Origin of the sequence: Chroococcidiopsis sp. SAG 2025 (genome assembly GCF_032860985.1) — a bacterium.
GTDB lineage: Bacteria > Cyanobacteriota > Cyanobacteriia > Cyanobacteriales > Chroococcidiopsidaceae > Chroococcidiopsis.
In genome coordinates this window covers 1-2,139 of the sequence record NZ_JAOCNC010000012.1, presented here as the reverse complement: position 1 = coordinate 2,139, position 2,139 = coordinate 1, and the positions used below count along the sequence as shown (strand labels likewise).

At 46.9% G+C, this 2,139-nt stretch carries 3 protein-coding genes; all 3 read left to right on the top strand.

The window, feature by feature from the left end; all coding sequences use genetic code 11:
• Positions 1-1,194: glycosyltransferase (locus N4J56_RS40490; RefSeq protein ID WP_317112714.1), on the top strand; the 1,194-nt coding region annotated here is incomplete at its 5' end.
• Positions 1,195-1,335 carry a hypothetical protein gene (locus tag N4J56_RS40485; RefSeq protein WP_317112198.1) on the top strand — a complete coding sequence of 47 codons (141 nt, stop codon included), beginning with the start codon at positions 1,195-1,197 and terminating at the stop codon, positions 1,333-1,335.
• Positions 1,336-1,455: 120 nt separating this feature from the next.
• The coding region (locus tag N4J56_RS40480; RefSeq protein WP_317112712.1) for a hypothetical protein at positions 1,456-2,139 on the top strand (684 nt) is incomplete at its 3' end.

Below are 2,139 nucleotides of genomic sequence, written 5' to 3'. Positions count from 1 at the left end.
CCTCAAAAAGACGCTCGGGTTTTATTGTTGTCCCTCAGAAATATTAAGTTTCATGTGGCTCGCTGTTATTTGTACGAGCTGGAAGATGCGATTTGCGAATTAGACTCAGCCGAGCTGCTGACACCAAATTTTCAACCCAACTTATTCAAAGTGACGAATAAGCTAGCAAATCATGCAGCCAAAGCGATTGGTCATAGCAAGCTCATGAATCCATTGTTTGATCGAGTTCAGCTCCAGCAAGACTATGACTTATTCTTTTTTCTGTGCCAGTCCCCGCAAGATATCCTCTGTATTAATTCAATTAAGGGTTGGCGCGAGCGTTGCCACAAAGCTGTAGTTTGGCTCGATGAAATTTGGGCGAAAGATCTTCAGAGCTGGAAAGCACAACTAAGTCTTTTGAAAGACTTCGATCGAATTTTCATGAACTTTAGCAATAGTATTTCAGGAGTGGCTGAAATCGTTCAGCGTCCTTGTGAATATATTCCTTTTGGCGTTGATGCAATTAAGTTCTGTCCTTATCCCTTGGAGCGAGAACGCAGTGTCGATCTTTATAGTGTTGGTCGTCGCTCGCAGGTAACGCACCAAGCTTTACTAGAGTTAGCAGAAAACCACAGTTTTTTTTACATATATGAAACTCTCAGAGACTTATACGCGATCGACTATAAATATCATCGCAGCTTATATAGAAATATTTTGAAAAAGAGCCGTTATTTCATTGCTAACAGCGCGAAATTTGACGAGATAAATGCCACAGGCGGACAACAAGAAGTGGGGGCGCGCTTTTTTGAGGGAGCAGCAGCAGGAGCCATCATGCTGGGAGTGCCGCCCCAATCCGAATCATTTCATCAACATTTTGACTGGGAGGGTGCAGCGATCAAAATTCCCTACGATGTACCTCACATTGCTGAAATTCTGGACGAACTTGACGCTGACCCGTATCGCTTACAAAAAATCCGTATTGATAATGTGGTCAACTCGCTGCTACGGCATGATTGGGTTTACCGCTGGGAAACAATTTTAGCTACAGTCGGACTGGATAGTACGCCAGCAATGGCGGCTCGAAAAACTAACTTGCAAAACCTGGCTCAAACGATCTTGGCTAGGGCGAACGCATCTAATTGTGACGTTTCGGAAATAAGGCTGTTGTCGGACTCACATGAACCGATCCTGAAGCAATCCTGGAACTCGCCTTAAATGGAACTGGGCGCGCGTTATCTGGGAATGGATTTAGCATCATCCGCCCCAGCTCACTGTCGTGGCGTTCTCGTAGCGATCGTGCAAATACTTACGCGCTTGACGCTTGACAAGCTTTGCCTGAAAACACCTGGCTATTAAGGCAGCTTGTAAAGATAGGGCAGGTCTTTTTGTCCCCTCTAGTTGTAGTAATGTCTTGTCGCGTAATCTGATGAAGACCTGCCCTATATGCGCGTTGCCAGGTTAATAGCACCTTTTAAATTGGCGAAAACTCCAATCGGTCTGTCAAAAGCTGATTTAGCTTTACCCAAAGGAATTCCAGCCGGTGATGTTTGGCACAAACAAATACACAACCGCCTGACAAAAGCTTACAGTATGAAAAATTATGCACGTATCCGATCTTTACCGCATAACAATCGGTCAACTCGTAGTCGCCTCGATCCAATGAACAATTCAAAACTCATACTTCTGTGCTGTGTACTCATCCTCAGTATGATGTTGCCATTTTCCTGCACGAGTGTAGCCTTGAAGACTCGTATGCTGCAACGAGGAGACAGGAACGTCATCTTCGGCGTGAACGACGGCACTGGGTACGACGACTCCCAAGAGTTTAGCCAGATGGTGTCAGGGCGCATCTCTGCCCTTGGTCTCACCGCCGTCCGCACTGGCGCAGACAAGATGAAGTGCGAGCGGGAGGGCGAGCCGTGCGATTTCTCTCGGCGCGACGTAGTGATTCAAGAACACTTGGCTAAAGGGTTAGCCCTTCACATGGTCATCGCTTTCAGGTGGGAACTCGATGTTGCCGGATACGATCCCGTTCAGTGGACGAAGAACTATGCCTGGAAATGCGGTCAAGTGGCTCACCATTGGAAAGATACGGTGCGCTACTACATAGTGGATAACGAACCAGATATTCGCGGTCGAGATGCCCAGCGAGGTCCCGAG